Consider the following 15,100-nt stretch of genomic DNA (forward strand, 5'->3'; position numbering starts at 1 on the left):
TACAGAAGCCACAGAGATAACCCTGCGTTCAGGTGAACGGAAAATCTGGGAAGCTTACAGATCTCACCCTTACAGATTGCCAGAGTGAGGTGCAAATTATGTATAAGAGACAGCCAGAAAAGGCAGTATGCCCGGAAGCTTATGCGGAATAAAAAACAACACTCCAGTGCCTTAGCCTGCTCCGCTCTCCCGCTGGCGATCTTTTCTGGCGCGCTGCTGTTCGCATTTTCTGTTCGGCAGGCACAGGCGGATGACTATTTTGATCCCGCAGCGCTGGAAATCACTCCCGGTCAGCAACAGGCCAGCGATCTGAGCGACTTTTCACAGCCGGGCGGCCAGCGGCCGGGAAGCTACCGGGTTACCGTTTTCGTTAATCAACAGCAGGCTGGAGCGCGCGAGCTGGAGTTTATCAGCCACAATAATCAGCTGGTACCGCTCGTGGATGTGAAGTATCTGCGTGCGCTGGGGGTGAATACGGCGGCCTTTTCCTCATTCGATACGCTTCGCGATGGGGAGTCCTTTTCCGATCTGGGAAAATATATCCCGGATGCCAGCAGTCAGTTTGACTTTGCTACCCAGCGCCTGGATTTCAGCATTCCTCAGGCGGCGATGGTACGCAAAAGCCGTGGCTACGTTGCGCCGGAAAAATGGGACGAAGGGATACCAGCGGCCTTTGTCGATTACACGCTTAACGGCTCCACTACCAGCGTGGATAACCTTCACGACAGTGATAATTACCTGAACCTGCGTAGCGGGTTGAATCTTGGCGCATGGCGTCTGCGTAATTTCTCCTCTTATGAATTTAATACGACCGGGCACTGGCAGACGCAGGGCACCTCGCTTGAACGTGATATCCGCGTGCTGAAAAGCGAACTGACGCTGGGTGACTCTTATACCTCGGGTGAAGTTTTCGATAGTTTTCAGTTTACCGGTATGAAACTGGCGTCCGATGAAAATATGCTGCCGGACAGCCAGAGAGGTTTTGCCCCCACGATTCGCGGCGTAGCCCACAGCAACGCCCGCATTACGGTGCGCCAGCATGGCTATGTGATTTATGAGACCTACGTTGCGCCAGGAGCTTTTGTTATTAACGATCTTTTTCCCACGGCGCAAAGCGGTGACCTGGAAGTGACTATTCGTGAAAGCGATGGTTCAGAGCGAAAATTTACCCAGCCTTATTCTGCCGTCGCCTTTATGTTGCGTGAAGGGCGCTTCAAATTTAGCGCCAGCGTGGGCCGCTACAACACTGCCGATAGCGATGGCGAGGAACCGAATTTTGTTCAGGCCTCCGCCTTTTATGGTCTTCCCTGGAGCCTGACGGCCTACGGCGGCGCGCAAATCTCAAACCATTATCAGGCGCTGGCGTTCGGACTGGGGCAGGATATTGGCGAATTCGGCTCGCTGGGCCTCGATACCACGCTGGCAAAAACGGATTTGGGCAAGGATGGGCAGTACACCGGCCAGGCGGTGCGCGCGCAGTACCAGAAAGATTTCGCCACTGTGGGCACTTCCCTGAATATCTCGGGCTACCGCTACTCTTCCCGCCGTTTTTATACCTTCGCTGAAGCCAATGAGTACCGTGACCCCGATGCACATGTCAGTAACCGCCGCAGCCGTACTGAAATGAGTCTGACCCAGGATTTTGGCAAGTGGGGGAATCTCAGCGCGGGGTTTTATCGCCAGCAGTACTGGAATACCTCTGCCGTCGACCAGACGGTGCACCTGGGTTATTACAATAGCTTCCGGGGCGTTTCGTGGAGCCTCGGATACTACGTTACCCGCTCATACTATGACGATAAAGATAATGAACGCTCCGTTAACCTTACCGTCAGCGTACCGCTAAGCCGGTGGCTGCCCGGTGGCTCGGCGAGTTACAGCCTCAACAACAACCTTGATGGCCACACTACCCAGCAAATGTCGCTGTATGGCACCGCTCTCGATAACAGCCAGCTTAGCTATAACCTTCAGCAAGGTTTTGATAACCAGAATCATGCGGCTAACAGCAATGTGTCACTCGATTATCGCGGTGGATTCGGAGATGTCTCGGTGGGATACAGCCACGATCGCTACAGCGACCGCCTGAACTACGGCGCTTCAGGCGGTATTGTTGCCACTCAATATGGCGTCACGCTAAGTCAGAGCCTCGGCGATACCATCGGCCTGGTGCGTGCGGATGGGACTTCTGATGTGCAGGTGGAGGGCGCCGCGAACGTCCATACCGACAGCCGGGGCTATGCGGTTATGCCCACCCTTTCTCCTTACCATGAAAATACCCTTTCACTGGATACCGAAACGTTGGGCGATGACGTTGATCTGGAGCAAAACAGCCAGACCGTTGTGCCTACCAGCGGCGCGGTGGTGCTGGCTCATTATAAAACTCACGTTGGAGCCAGGGTGCTGTTGAGCCTTAGCTGGCATGGACGGCCGCTGCCTTTTGGCACCGGCGTATTTGTGGCCGGCCAGGGAGAGGTGAAATCGAGCAAGGGTATTGTCGGGGAGAGGGGCCAGGTATACCTGAGTGGCGTTCCGCCTGAAGGCGTGGTCCATGCTCAATGGCTGCAAAACAGCCAGTCTTATCAGTGTACTGCCGCGCTGAGATTACCGGTGGCGGCCTCCGGTAGCCCGGTGCGGCTCCTTTCGGCGCAATGCCAATAATCACAGGTGAATTATGTTGCGAATTTTCCAGGCGCTACTGCTGCTGGTGACGGCCAGTCTGTTTATCCCTTCCACGGCCGTAGCCGGGCAGCTCTGCCCACCGACGATGAATGACGCGGTGATTAACTTTCAGAACTACTCGATTACCGACTACCCCACGCTGCCGCCTGGCTCGATGTTGTCAGGCGCAATCCTTGGGCAGGAGAACCGCTCATTTTATAATTGCCCCACGGGGACAGGCCCGGTGGTGATGCGCTTTGTGGCGAATAAGCTGTTACATGTCGCCGGGGTCAGTGGCGTGACGCCAAACGGTGTGGGATCGCCGGCATCGGTATATGAAATCCCTGATATTCCGGGCGTTGGCTTTGCCGTGGGAGTCAGGGAAACCACCCACTGCGCGGGTAACCCGGTGCATTACATTGCCTCTGGTGATGAAGATGTCGCGGTTTGCAGCACTGACGATCCGGTGCAAATGGCAACCCAGTTCTTCGTCGTGTTTTATAAGACGGCGCAGGAAGTGGCTTACGATCGGCCCAACAGCGGCCAGATTAATGCCGGAACGCTGATCCTCCAGGACAGCAACGGCAATATCATTTCCGCAGCCGGGGTTACAGTCAATGTTGCCGCCGCCGATCTGAAAGTGCATCGCGCAAGCTGCTATGTTTCTGATAACGACATTACCGTTGCTATGGGGCAGACCAGCGTCAGCGATCTCAATAATGGCGCTGAGGGGGCAAAACACCATTTCACCATCCCGCTGACCTGTGAGAGCAGCCAAAACAATGCCGTGAAAATGGGTTTTTATGGCCCATCGGAAAAAGACGCCGTCAACCATGATGTGCTGACGTTAAGCCAGCAGGAAGGTGCGGCCACCGGGGTCGGCATTCGAATAACCTATGGTGACAATTACGGCGCCGTGGCAGGAAATACGGTGCCGTTAAACAGTACCAATGTTCAGCCCTTTCCAGACAGCGCCAGTCAGGCGCAGCTGAATCTGCAATATGATGCGCAGTATGTCAAAACGGGTGCCCGGGCCACCGCCGGGCAGGCGGACAGTCTGGCGACTTTTAGCCTGATATATAATTGATATTTATCTAAAAAATAAGGCCAGAACTTGTTCTGGCCTTATTAATACTAGAGTACTTCATGATAGTAGCTTACCCATACAGGATTTATGTGTAGAAATACTGGAAACCCTTAGAAGACGAAGCTTCATGGAACATTAAGATTTTCCAGAGTTTTGCATCAGTTGCGTCTCAGGCTTTTTATTGCTTCTCAATACATACATACCAATGCTATGCAGTGCACGTTTTATCTGTCCCTTTTCACAGAGTGTTGATTGCAATAAATATGCATCATCAACGATCACTCGAAATTCCTTTTAATACTCAGCACTCACAAATCTCATCAATTAATTATCTTAATCTATTGATAAATAATAGTAAAATTTAATCGCTCACCCACTGATACATTTTGTGTGATTGAATGCACAAAAAATACACTATGGGATTGAAGAGTCAGTACATAAGGTATAGTTTTTAAATCACTTGCACATGGTTGTACATAGACAACCATGACTGATAGTGGATATGTACTATTTAGCACTTAAACAGGAAATTAAGGTGTTTTATGTCAATTGCAGCCAGTTTTGATACTCAATTTATCTTACTAAAACATCCTAAGATTGGACGCCTTGAGCTGTTTGATGAAATTAATACTCTGCTAATTAATGAGAATATTGTTCAACCTACTTATCTGAATGCGCTTATAGCTCGTGAAGATGAACATCCGACTGCGATGCAGCTGGAAAAAATCGGAGTGGCTATCCCGCACGTTGATATTGAGCATGTTCAGAAGGAAAAAGTTGTTGTTGTAACTAGCCCGGAAGGAATCGAGTTTAATCAGGCGGAAGATCCAGAATTAACAATGAAAGTTCATGTCATCTTTTTCTTATTACTAAAAGAAAAAGATGCACATCTTGAATTTCTTATGAAGCTGATTGGTCTGTTTAGACAGACAGATAAAATGGATTTAATTATGGCATCGGGGTCTGCTGAAGAAGTTAAAGCGATACTTACTGCCACGTTAAAGTAGTCCCTACATTATAAAACATAAACTTTTGTATCCGGAGAGCCCTATGAATAAGAAAATTATTTTTGCTTGTACAAGTGGAATTGCAACGTCAGCTGTCGCAACCGAGAAAGTCGTTCAATACTGCAAAAGTCACGGTATTAATGTGGATGCAATTCAGTCGAATATCGGAACTATTGCTCAACAGGATGAAATGGCTGACATTATTATTGTCACCTCAGCAGTGAAAATGGAATTAAAAACACCAATTCTCAATGGCCTACCTCTGTTAACTGGTTTTGGCGAAGAAGAATTACTAGAAAAAATCGTCGCTATCCTTAAAAAATAAAGGTACATAGCATGATGGAAAAAATGTATTCCGCTGTTCAGTTTATTCTGGGGCTCGGGCCAACAATCATGTTGCCGATTATTATTTTTATAATGGCAATATGTTTGCAAACAGGGTTTAGTCGGGCATTACGGTCCGCATTAACCATTGGCATGGGTTTTATTGGTATATTTTTAGTTTTCGGATTGCTTGTTGATACCTTAGGACCAGCAGCAAAAGCGATGGTTAACCATACTGGTATCGATCTCCCTGTTGTTGACTTGGGCTGGACTCCATTGGCTGCAATAGCTTGGGCATCTCAGATTGCGCCATTTGTAGTACCAATGACCATTGGTATTAACGTCCTTATGCTTACGCTGAACTGGACGAAAACTGTTGATATTGATGTCTGGAACTTCTGGCATTTTTCAATGGTTGGCGCAATGGTTTATGGTGTGACAGGTAGTTTCCTGTTCGGGTTGCTCATTGCAGGGGCAACAGCTGCTATTACTTTCATTATGGCAGACTGGTGTGCACCAATGATTCAGAAATACTTTAATTTACCGGGTATTTCGCTACCAACGTTATCATCTGTTATTTTCTTCCCTATCGGGGTGCTTGGTAATTTAATCCTAGATAAAGTGCCAGGGATTAACAAACTCAATGCGGATCCAGAGCAAATTCAGAAAAAATTCGGTGTTTTTGGCGAACCGATGATGCTGGGCGTGATCTTGGGTGCAGGCATAGGTTTACTGGCGGAGTATGACCTCAAAGGTGTTCTCAATCTTGCAATGAGCCTGGGGGCAGTCATGCTTATCATGCCACGTATGGTTAAACTGCTTATGGAAGGTTTGATGCCTTTGTCAGATGCCGTCAGAAGCTTCCTGCGTAAGCGTTATCCTGATCGGAATGATTTGTATATTGGTTTGGATATTGCTGTCGCAGTAGGACATCCATCAGTTCTGTCTACGGCACTGTTGTTAATTCCAGTTGGTGTATTACTTGCTGTTATTTTACCTGGAAATCGTTTACTCCCATTAGGTGATCTCGCTAATATATGGGTACCGATTTCAATGGTTGTCCTGGCATGTCGAGGTAATATTGTTCGAGCCTTTATTATCGGCATCCCGATTTTGGCTATGAATTTATATATCGCATCTGCTGCTGCACCTATTCTTACTAAAATTGCCAAAGACATGAAATTCCCGATTAATACGGATGGTGAAATATCCAGTCTGCTGGATGGTGGCAATCCATACCGTTACTGGGCAGTAAGAGTTTTTGAAGGTAATTTCATTGCGCTGGCTTTAATTCCTGTTATCTTCTTAATGTGCTTGTGGTTATATCGTGTAACCAAAAAGCAACTTCACGAAGAAGAAGTGGCTGAGAATAATCAAAACACTACTGAACCATCGACAGTCAAATAATATCTTCTAATTGATGCAGCATACTATGCTGCATCAAATAAAAAATCATAATTCATCCCTTAAATAAAGAAGGGGAACATAATGTTTACCATAGGTATTGATATTGGTACGACCAATTGCAAAGTATGTTTGTTTAGTACACCTGAATTCGAATTAGTTGATCAATATAGTTTTAAAACACCCAAATTAGTTCATGGACAGAACACTGATTTTGATATTGAACTTATTTGGAAGGGTACGTTGTATGGACTTAACAAGTTATCATCATCTTTGCATGCAGCTTGTATTTCGGTCAGTGCTATTGCAGTAGCTAGTGTAGGTGAGGCTGGCGTATTACTAGATGATAAAGACAAGCCAATTGGCCCGACATTAACTTGGTACGATACTCGTCCAAAAACACAATTAAATAAAATAATAGATGTATTAGGTGTTGAGAATATTTATAGTATAACCGGTATACCAGCTCACTCAAATTATAGTGTGAATAAAATTAAATGGTTACAAGATAATATTTCAGCTGCTAAGGATGGATGTAAATGGCTATGTCTCGCAGAATATATAGCCTTCAGACTATCCGGTGAGAAACGCTCAGAATATTCCCTCGCTTCAAGAACGATGGCACTTAATCTGGAAGAAAAAACATGGGATACAGAACTTCTTACCAAAATCGAAATACCGCCAGAAATGTTCAGTCCTCTGGTATATGCAGGGGCTGCTATTGGGACACTAACCCGGGAAGTTGCTGAACTAACGGGGCTGTCGACTTCGACTTCCGTTGCAATTGCTGGCCATGATCATATGTGTGGTTCAGTAGCGGTTGGGTTGAATAATAAAGAGCAGATTCTTAACTCTACCGGCACGACTGAGGGCTTGTTAGTCGTTACAGAACATACGAACACTTCACAAGAATTCTTTAAGGCACGGGTTTCCAATGGCGTTCATGTCCTGGAAGGATTCCATTCTCTTTATGCATCCTTACCATCAGCTGGTTATGCAATTGAATGGTTTAGAACATTATTTGAAATGGATATGCCCTCGTTTCTTCGACTGGTTGATACCCTCAATGAACAGAATGAAGATGATTCCGCGGCAAACCTGGACGGGATTTTTATTCCTCATTTAAGAGGGAGCGGTCCTCCTGAACGAAACACCTGGTCGAAAGCTTTACTGTATGGAATGGATGATAAATCGCGACCTGAAGAAATATTACGTTTCATTTTTCAGGGACTTTGTTTCGAACTCCGCAATTTACTTGATTCTTACGAAGCGCTTACTGGAAGACATTATCCTGTTATTAATGTTATTGGGGCCGCCTGTAAAAATCCATACTGGTTACAGCTTAAAGCTACCATTCTGAATCGAGAAGTTGTCGCCTGCAATATTGAAGAAGCTGTGAGTCGTGGGGCTGCAATGCTCGCTGCAAAAGCTGTGGGCTTTGATTTGACCCAGACAAAAAATACTTCAGAAGAAATGCTGAAACGTTATGTGCCAGATTCAGATGAAGTCAGTCGCTTTGATGCTTTATATCAAGATCTTTATAAACCGCTTTATGAATCCAAGATGCTTGTTGAGCGTCGCTGTTATGGGGAAAGCTAATGAAAGCCAGTGTTTATTACAGCAAGAACGACATTCGTTACCAAGATATTGAACAACCGGAAATTGGTGACGGTGACATTCTGATTAAGATGAAATCTTGCGGATTATGTGGAACCGATATTCATAAGGCTCAGCATCAAACAGTTACAGGACCAATTATCCTGGGTCATGAAGTTGCCGGTGAAGTAGTCAAGATTGGGAAAAATGTGATCCGCTATGGCGTAGGTGAGCGAGTGGTAACTGCAATTCATGTACCTTGCTTTAATTGCCACTATTGTGATCGTGGATATTTTACGATGTGCGATCAGTTCAAGAAAACGAATCTTGAACCCGGGGGGTTCAGTGAATATATCCGCATCCCACAACTGCATGTAGAGCATTTGACACACCGTATTATTCCCGAGCTGGACTGGGACCGAGCTGCAATGATTGAGCCGGTAGCTTGCTGCCTGCATGGACTTAAATCTGCCAATATTCATGCAAAAGACAGTGTATTAGTCATGGGGTCAGGCACCATTGGTCTGGTCAGTGCCCAGCTTGCAGCGCTGAAGGGAGCATCCACCGTAATAGTTTCAGACCTCTCTCGTTATAAACGCGAATTGGCTCTGAAACTAGGCATTAACCACGCGATTAATCCTGCAGAAGAAGATCTTGAACAGCGGGTGTCGGAAATAACAGCAGGTAAAGGGGTTGATGTAGTCATTATCGCAGCAGGTGTCTCTTCCCTTGTTACCCAGGCTGTTAACGTTGTTCGCCGTGGTGGACGAGTAATTGTATTTTCACCATTTGATAATAATCCGGTTGTTGAAATTGATGCCAGCCGTCTGTTCAGGGATGAAATATCAATTATTGGCACCTATTCTCTTACACCGTACGAAATGAAAGAAGCTATTGAAATCGTTGAGAAAGAAAAAATCAATGTCAGGGATATGATCACGCACACTTGGCCGTTATCTGACATGCATGAGGCGATCGAGTTTGCAGCAAATCCAGCCAATGATGTGCTTAAAGTGATTATTAAGGCAGAAGAATAGTTTTTACGGGAAATGCAGGAAGTGCATGCACCTTCCTGCAACTCCGGCAGGTTGTGCTGAATGAAAAACAGGATTCCGGTTAGAGAATGTGAACTGGATCATGCAGAAATGCTTACAAAAACGACGATGTTGGCGTAACTTGTGCATAGTTGTATATAGATGATCTACTTACCAAAGGAACCCTATATGAGCACAATACTGAAAGATTCTGAAGTTCCCTTATACCTTCAGGTTTCTGAATGGATAAGGGAGAACGTATATAAAGGTGAATTAGGTAAAGGTGACCGAATTCCCTCAGAAAACCAGATTATGGAGTTGTTGCAAGTCAGTCGTGGCACCGTGAAAAAAGCGGTAACGATGCTGGTTAATGAAGGGATGCTGATTCAGGTACAGGGCAAAGGTACTTTCGTAAAGAACGAGAATATTTCCTATTCTTTGGGCGCTGGTTTGCTGTCGTTTGCTGAGTCACTCGAAAGTCAGCATCTGGATTACTCCACCGAAATGATTACATCTCGTGTTGAGCAGGCGTCGAAAAATGTGGCTGAAAAGTTAAAAATTGAGGCTGGTTCGCCCATTTTATACCTTGAGCGTGTACGTAGTGTTGAAGGTGAGCGGGTCATGTTGATTGAAAACCGCATAAATATGGCATTGTGCCCCGGCATTGAATCAGTCGATTTTAATACTCAGAACTTGTTTCCAACCATTGAGAAACTTTCAGGAAGAAGTATCAGTTTTTCTGAAAGTCGCTATGCCGCAAAAATTGTCGGAAGTGAGCGAGGTCATTATCTCGAAGTTAGTGAGGACGCCCCTGTTTTACATCTTCAGCAGCTTGTTTTCTTTGAAAAAGATCTCCCGGTTGAGTTCGGAAATGTCTGGCTCAAATCGGATAAATACTATTTAGGTACTGTACTCCAACGACGATAGAGGAAAATGTTATGCCATTAGTAAACGGTAAAATCCTGCTCGACCGTATTCGTGAAAAACATGTACTGGCCGGAGCATTTAATACGACTAACCTGGAGACAACCATCTCTATTCTGAACGCAATTGAACGTTCCGGGTTACCAAATTTCATTCAGATTGCACCGACTAATGCCCAGTTGTCTGGCTATGATTATATTTACGAAATCGTTAAACGCCATGCTGACAAAATGGATGTTCCGGTAAGCTTACATTTAGATCATGGAAAGACATTAGACGATGTTAAGCAGGCTGTCCGGGCCGGATTTACTTCCGTTATGATTGATGGCGCAGCGTTCTCTTTTGAAGAGAACATCGAGTTTACACGTGAAGCGGTGGACTTCTGTAAATCCTTTGGTGTACCAGTTGAAGCAGAGCTGGGTGCAATCCTTGGAAAAGAAGATGACCATGTCAGTGAAGCAGACTGCAAGACTGAGCCTGAAAAAGTAAAAGCTTTTGTTGATCGATCGGGTTGTGACTTACTTGCTGTTTCTGTAGGAAATGTGCATGGTCTCGAAGACATCCCTCGCATAGATATTCCGCTGCTTAAACGTATTGCTGAAGTGTCTCCTGTCCCCCTGGTGATACATGGCGGGTCAGGAATTGCAGAGGATATTATCCGGAGTTTTGTCAATTATAATGTCGTAAAAGTCAATATTGCCAGTGACTTGCGTAAAGCTTTCATCACCGCTGTTGGTAAGGCATATAACAACGACAATAATGAAGCCAATTTGGCTCGGGTCATGGCATCAGCAAAAATGGCTGTTGAGGATGATGTTTATTCGAAAATCCTGATGATGAATAAAGGCCATCAGCAATTACGTAAAGCTTCCTGATTTATTTTGATGCTGAGACGATTATGATCAAGCAAAGTGTGAAGGTAGTTAACAGTACAGGGTTACACGCTCGACCAGCTGCAACACTGGCAAAAATTATCAAAAAATACGATTCATCACTAACCTTAATTAATAATGGAAAGGAAATTGAAATTAAGGGCATGATGAGTATTTTGGGGGCCGGTGTAAAAGGTAATTCAATGATAGATCTTATCTGCAATGGCCAAGATGAGCTTGACCTTATGGATGAACTAAAAATAGCTTTTTCCAGTGGGTTCGGAGAAAAAGAGTAACCATATTTAATTTTTTCTAACCTCTCATTAATTATAGCTGTTATGGCGAAGGCACGCTGTACTCCTTAGTATATTAAGGTTGGTTAGCGTATTTTGTTTTTCAATGAAATGGTGTTTTTCGTAACAACGTCGCCTTCGTCAAGTTTTAATAAATCCGAAACACTGTAATTATAGGTATTCCTACAGAGCTCAACTAATCATGATTTTCTGAGGAGATCATCATTGAAAGCATTAAACCTTTATTCAAAACAAGATGTCAGGTTTGAAGACGTTGATATTCCAGAAATTGAATCTCCTGATGAGATCCTGATAAAAGTTAAAGTCGCGGGAATATGCGGTTCAGATATATCACGTTTCGGTAAATTAGGTTCTTATCAACCGGGACTCACTTGGGGGCATGAATTTTCGGGTGTCGTTGCCAAAAGAGGGGATGCTGTAAGCTCTATAGACATTGGTGATCGAGTCACAGCCTGTAACTGCTTTCCATGCAACGAATGCAACTACTGTAAAAAAGGCATGTACTCACGTTGTAATAATTTGAGGGTCTTAGGTGGACATAAGAAAGGTGCATTCGCAGAGTTTATTAAAGTTCCGGTTGCTAACGTTGTAAAAATCCCTTCAACAATGGATTTCGAGACAGCAAGTTTTATCGAACCTTCAAGCGTAGTAGCCCATGGATACAATCAACTTAAGATCAAGAAAGGTAGCAGTATTGCTGTTGTAGGTTGTGGGACAATTGGTTTACTTGCCGTTCAATGGGCAAAGATCTATGGGGCGAGTGAAGTATTTGCTTTTGATACTGATACAGGAAAGCTAGATATTGCGCTTCAGACTGGTGCTCATCATGGTATATGTGCCAATAAAGATAATTATCTACAATATTTTATGGCAATGACTGAAAATGCTGGAGTAGATGTTGTTATTGAATGCTCCGGTAGTGCTGTTGGTATTTCTACCGCCTTGATGCTGGCTAAAAAAGGTGGAACAGTACTGTTGCTTGGCATCCCCTATGGAGATGTGTCATTTCCACGTGAGAGTTTCGAGAAAATAATCCGTAACGAACTTACTGTAGCAGGTTCCTGGAATTCTCTTTCGGCCCCCTTCCCTGGAGATGAATGGAGGACCTCTCTACATTATCTGAGCTCAGGGGATATCAATGTAAAACCCTTGATCACAAGGCGAATCGCCATGGCTGAAGCACCCTCTGTATTCCCCAAACTCTATAATCGAGAAGAATTTTTCGTTAAAGTACTTATTTGCATGGTTAATAAAAATGATAATTAATTTATAACGATAGTGGTTTTAATATTACTAAAATATTCTCTAATAAAAATTAGTCAAAATATTAAATATTTATTACGGATAAGAATATAAAATTAGAATCATTACCACTAAAAATAGAAATAAAAAACTGGCTTATTAAAGCCAGTTTTCAGAATGAAAAAAGTGTTGAGGTAGTTTTATTATACTATCTCATAGTAACGAACTCTTCCGAACCGGTCGGGTGAATCGCCACGGTGTTATCGAAGTCTTTCTTGGTGGCGCCCATTTTCAGCGCCACTGCGAAGCCTTGCAGCATTTCATCCATGCCGTAACCGATACCGTGAATACCGACAATCTTCTCGTCCGGGCCTGCGCATACCAGCTTCATGCGGCATGGCTGGCGGTGCGAAGTCACTGCGGTATACATCGCGGTGAAGGAGGACTTATAGACCTTCACGTTGTCGTCGCCGTACTGCTCACGCGCCTGTGGCTCGGTTAAACCGACCGTACCGATTGGCGGGTGGCTGAATACCACGGTTGGAACATTGCTGTAATCCAGGTGCTCGTCCGGCTTGTTGTTAAACAGGCGCTCGGACAGGCGGCGGCCCGCAGCGACAGCCACTGGCGTCAGCTCTACTGCACCGGTGTTATCGCCCACGGCATAGATACCCGGCACGTTGGTATTCTGGAATTTATCGACTTCGATATAGCCACGAGCGTTGGTTTTCACACCCGTCGCCGCCAGGTTGAAGTTGTCTGTTTCTGGCTCGCGACCAATCGCCCAGATCAGGCAATCCACGGTTTCAGAACGGCCATCTTCCAGTTGCAGCGTCAGGCTGCCATCGGCATTTTTCACTACGGCTTTTGGCACCGCCTGTGTGTGCAGCGTTGGGCCTTCGGTGTTGATCACTTCCAGCAGCGTTTCGACGATTAACGGGTCAAAAGTACGCAGCGGCGCGTGTTTACGCACGAACAGATGCGTCTCAGAACCCAGCGCGTTAACTACGCCTGCGATCTCCACCGCGATGTAACCTGCGCCCACTACCGCAATGCGTTTTGGCAATGCTGGCAGCGCGAAGAAGCCATCGGAATCAATGCCATATTCAGCCCCCGGAATTGACGGACGGCTTGGGCGACCACCGGTCGCAATCAGAATATGGTCGGCAGTAATCTTTTCGCCGTTAACGATAACCGTATGCGCATCAACAAATTTGGCAAAGCCGCGGATCACCTCAACGTTGTTTTTGCCCAGCACGTTGTCGTAAGAGGTGTGGATGCGGTCGATATACGCGGTGCGGCTGGCAATCAATTTATCCCAGTCGAATTTATTCACCGTGGTGTCAAAACCGTAGTCCGGGCCGTAGTTATGAATCGCTTCAGCGATTTGCGCCGCGTGCCACATGACCTTTTTCGGTACGCAACCTACGTTGACGCAGGTGCCGCCCAGCTCTTTCGCCTCAATCAGTGCGCATTTTTTCCCATACATCGCCGCACGGTTAATGGAGGCAATCCCGCCGCTGCCGCCGCCAATGGCGAGGTAGTCATAATGTCTGGTCATGATGTTTCCCTAATGGAGTCGAAAAAAATATGCGCGATTGTAGCGCGCCGAGAAAATGGTTCCATCGATAGCTGCAATAGCCGTTACTCAGGCACAACCCAGCTCAGGGTGGTTGATCCGTTACCGGATGGAACCAGGGTTTTATGCAGCCACGGCAGTACATTAGCCATTTGCTGTTCCAGTTTCCACGGTGGGTTGATAACAATCATACCCGAGGCGGTCATGCCACGGCGGTCGCTGTCCGGGAGCACGGCCAGCTCAATTTGCAGAATGCGGCGAATGCCGATTTCTTCCAGCTCGCGCAGCATGCGTTTGATCTGCTGACGCATCACCACCGGATACCACAGCGCATAGGTGCCTGTCGCGAAACGCTTATAACCGTCGTTGATGCCGGTCACAACTGCCTGGTAGTCGGTTTTAATTTCATACGGCGGGTCGATAAGGATCAGACCGCGGCGAGAAACCGGCGGCAGTTTGGATTTCAGCTGGGTGTAACCGTCGGCACGTTCAACGCGCGCACGGTTATCTTTCTGGAATTCAGAACGCAGCAGCGGGAAATCTGACGGGTGCAGCTCGGTCAGCTGCAGGCTGTCTTGCTCGCGCAGAAGCTGGCGGGCAATCAGCGGGGAACCCGGGTAATAGCGCAGCTGGCCGCTGTGGTTATAGGCTTTCACCGCGCTGATATACGGCTCAAGTTCAGCAGGCAAATCGTCGTGCTGCCAGATGCGGGCAATCCCTTCCAGATATTCGCCAGTGCGTTCAGCATGCTCGCTGCTCAGTTTGTATCGGCCTGCGCCTGCATGGGTATCCAGGTAGAGAAAAGGCTTATCCTTCTCTTTTAAGGATTCAATAATCAGACTTTGAACGGTGTGTTTCAGTACGTCGGCGTGGTTGCCGGCGTGAAAGCTGTGGCGATAACTGAGCATGGATGCAGGGTTTCCAAAGACAAAAGAAGAACAACATATTGTGCACAGTATACAGCCTTATGCTCGCTGCCCGGCATTGAAATTAACTACACTAAGCCTCATGTTAGTTAGCATTGCCTTTGTAGCGCGTATCGCGCTCCACTTATCAGATATC

The 15,100-nt window shown here is 46.2% G+C and carries 13 protein-coding genes; 11 read left to right on the forward strand and 2 right to left on the reverse strand.

The features are described from left to right. Positions 1 to 141: 141 nt before the first annotated feature. From EHN07_RS06990 to EHN07_RS07040, 11 genes are all read left to right on the forward strand, one after another. Positions 142 to 2,655, forward strand: coding sequence for a fimbria/pilus outer membrane usher protein (locus tag EHN07_RS06990; protein WP_244202375.1), 2,514 nt, complete (start codon positions 142 to 144; stop codon positions 2,653 to 2,655). A 13-nt stretch (positions 2,656 to 2,668) separates the two neighbouring features. Beyond that, positions 2,669 to 3,742: a fimbrial protein gene (locus tag EHN07_RS06995; protein WP_124023459.1), complete on the forward strand. Its 1,074-nt coding sequence runs from the start codon at positions 2,669 to 2,671 to the stop codon at positions 3,740 to 3,742. 542 nt (positions 3,743 to 4,284) lie between these two features. Further along, positions 4,285 to 4,749, forward strand: a complete 465-nt coding sequence (locus EHN07_RS07000) for a PTS sugar transporter subunit IIA (RefSeq protein WP_124023460.1) — start codon at positions 4,285 to 4,287, stop codon at positions 4,747 to 4,749. 43 nt (positions 4,750 to 4,792) lie between these two features. Beyond that, positions 4,793 to 5,074: a PTS sugar transporter subunit IIB gene (locus tag EHN07_RS07005; protein WP_124023461.1), complete on the forward strand. Its 282-nt coding sequence runs from the start codon at positions 4,793 to 4,795 to the stop codon at positions 5,072 to 5,074. Positions 5,075 to 5,085: 11 nt separating this feature from the next. Continuing rightward, a complete protein-coding gene (locus tag EHN07_RS07010) occupies positions 5,086 to 6,480 on the forward strand; it encodes a PTS galactitol transporter subunit IIC (RefSeq protein ID WP_124023462.1) in 1,395 nt (464 codons plus the stop codon). A gap of 81 nt (positions 6,481 to 6,561) precedes the next feature. After that, a complete protein-coding gene (locus EHN07_RS07015) occupies positions 6,562 to 8,076 on the forward strand; it encodes an FGGY-family carbohydrate kinase (protein WP_124023463.1) in 1,515 nt (504 codons plus the stop codon). Continuing rightward, the gene (locus tag EHN07_RS07020) at positions 8,076 to 9,110 is read left to right on the forward strand and encodes a zinc-dependent dehydrogenase (RefSeq protein WP_124023464.1); all 1,035 of its coding nucleotides are present in this window, start codon (positions 8,076 to 8,078) and stop codon (positions 9,108 to 9,110) included. The genes EHN07_RS07015 and EHN07_RS07020 overlap by 1 nt, the downstream gene beginning before the upstream one ends. A gap of 186 nt (positions 9,111 to 9,296) precedes the next feature. Then, positions 9,297 to 10,034, forward strand: coding sequence for a GntR family transcriptional regulator (locus EHN07_RS07025; RefSeq protein WP_124023465.1), 738 nt, complete (start codon positions 9,297 to 9,299; stop codon positions 10,032 to 10,034). An 11-nt stretch (positions 10,035 to 10,045) separates the two neighbouring features. Next, the gene (locus EHN07_RS07030) at positions 10,046 to 10,906 is read left to right on the forward strand and encodes a class II aldolase (protein ID WP_124023466.1); all 861 of its coding nucleotides are present in this window, start codon (positions 10,046 to 10,048) and stop codon (positions 10,904 to 10,906) included. 23 nt (positions 10,907 to 10,929) lie between these two features. Further along, complete coding sequence (locus EHN07_RS07035) at positions 10,930 to 11,199, forward strand: HPr family phosphocarrier protein (RefSeq protein WP_124023467.1); 270 nt, start codon at positions 10,930 to 10,932, stop codon at positions 11,197 to 11,199. 222 nt (positions 11,200 to 11,421) lie between these two features. Next, positions 11,422 to 12,483, forward strand: coding sequence for a galactitol-1-phosphate 5-dehydrogenase (locus EHN07_RS07040; RefSeq protein WP_124023468.1), 1,062 nt, complete (start codon positions 11,422 to 11,424; stop codon positions 12,481 to 12,483). A 184-nt stretch (positions 12,484 to 12,667) separates the two neighbouring features. On the opposite strand, the gene gorA is transcribed toward EHN07_RS07040, so the two are convergent. Together gorA and EHN07_RS07050 are read right to left on the reverse strand one after the other, a co-directional pair. Further along, entirely contained in the window at positions 12,668 to 14,020 is a 1,353-nt protein-coding gene (gorA, locus tag EHN07_RS07045) for a glutathione-disulfide reductase (RefSeq protein WP_124023469.1), read from the reverse strand. Positions 14,021 to 14,103: 83 nt separating this feature from the next. Further along, positions 14,104 to 14,946 carry a 23S rRNA (adenine(2030)-N(6))-methyltransferase RlmJ gene (locus EHN07_RS07050; protein ID WP_124023470.1) on the reverse strand — a complete coding sequence of 281 codons (843 nt, stop codon included), beginning with the start codon at positions 14,944 to 14,946 and terminating at the stop codon, positions 14,104 to 14,106. Positions 14,947 to 15,100 lie beyond the last annotated feature (154 nt).

The sequence above is a fragment of the Buttiauxella warmboldiae genome (assembly GCF_003818135.1).
GTDB classification, from domain to species: domain Bacteria; phylum Pseudomonadota; class Gammaproteobacteria; order Enterobacterales; family Enterobacteriaceae; genus Buttiauxella; species Buttiauxella warmboldiae.

Excerpts from the sequence above, each read along its gene's own strand:
- EHN07_RS07015 (WP_124023463.1), top strand. The coding sequence starts at position 6,562 with ATGTTTACCATAGGTATTGATATTGGTACGACCAATTGCAAAGTATGT.
- EHN07_RS07030 (WP_124023466.1), top strand. The coding sequence starts at position 10,046 with ATGCCATTAGTAAACGGTAAAATCCTGCTCGACCGTATTCGTGAAAAA.
- EHN07_RS07025 (WP_124023465.1), top strand. The coding sequence starts at position 9,297 with ATGAGCACAATACTGAAAGATTCTGAAGTTCCCTTATACCTTCAGGTT.
- gorA (WP_124023469.1), bottom strand. The coding sequence starts at position 14,020 with ATGACCAGACATTATGACTACCTCGCCATTGGCGGCGGCAGCGGCGGG.
- EHN07_RS06990 (WP_244202375.1), top strand. The coding sequence starts at position 142 with ATGCGGAATAAAAAACAACACTCCAGTGCCTTAGCCTGCTCCGCTCTC.
- EHN07_RS07035 (WP_124023467.1), top strand. The coding sequence starts at position 10,930 with ATGATCAAGCAAAGTGTGAAGGTAGTTAACAGTACAGGGTTACACGCT.
- EHN07_RS07010 (WP_124023462.1), top strand. The coding sequence starts at position 5,086 with ATGATGGAAAAAATGTATTCCGCTGTTCAGTTTATTCTGGGGCTCGGG.
- EHN07_RS07000 (WP_124023460.1), top strand. The coding sequence starts at position 4,285 with ATGTCAATTGCAGCCAGTTTTGATACTCAATTTATCTTACTAAAACAT.
- EHN07_RS07005 (WP_124023461.1), top strand. The coding sequence starts at position 4,793 with ATGAATAAGAAAATTATTTTTGCTTGTACAAGTGGAATTGCAACGTCA.
- EHN07_RS06995 (WP_124023459.1), top strand. The coding sequence starts at position 2,669 with ATGTTGCGAATTTTCCAGGCGCTACTGCTGCTGGTGACGGCCAGTCTG.
- EHN07_RS07050 (WP_124023470.1), bottom strand. The coding sequence starts at position 14,946 with ATGCTCAGTTATCGCCACAGCTTTCACGCCGGCAACCACGCCGACGTA.
- EHN07_RS07020 (WP_124023464.1), top strand. The coding sequence starts at position 8,076 with ATGAAAGCCAGTGTTTATTACAGCAAGAACGACATTCGTTACCAAGAT.